The 281-nt window shown below is 74.4% G+C and carries 1 protein-coding gene; it reads left to right on the top strand.

The window, feature by feature from the left end; all coding sequences use genetic code 11:
• On the top strand, window positions 1-281 hold a 281-nt coding region (locus EO174_RS00070), incomplete at both ends, for a putative Ig domain-containing protein (protein WP_164740018.1).

Raw genomic sequence — 281 nt, 5'->3', positions numbered from 1 at the left:
CAGCCTCAGCGGCACGCCGACCGTGGCAGGCACGTTCACCTTCACCCTGACCGTGTCCGACAGCACGCCCAGCCCGGCGGCGCAGGCCAGCCGCAGCTACACGCTGACCATCGCGGCACCGGTGATCGTGGTCGCGCCCACCGCGCTGCCGGCGGCCACCCGCGGCACGGCCTACAGCCAGACGCTGAGCGCCAGCGGCGGCACCGCGCCGTACACCTACAGCCTCGGAAGCGGCACGCTGCCGGCTGGCCTGACCCTGGCCAGCAACGGCACGCTGTCCG

This window comes from Xanthomonas sp. BRIP62418 (assembly GCF_003993495.1).
In the GTDB taxonomy this organism is placed as follows: Bacteria; Pseudomonadota; Gammaproteobacteria; order Xanthomonadales; family Xanthomonadaceae; genus Xanthomonas; species Xanthomonas euroxanthea.
Note: the sequence above shows the minus strand (reverse complement) of the source record. Positions and strands in the feature narration are given on the sequence as shown.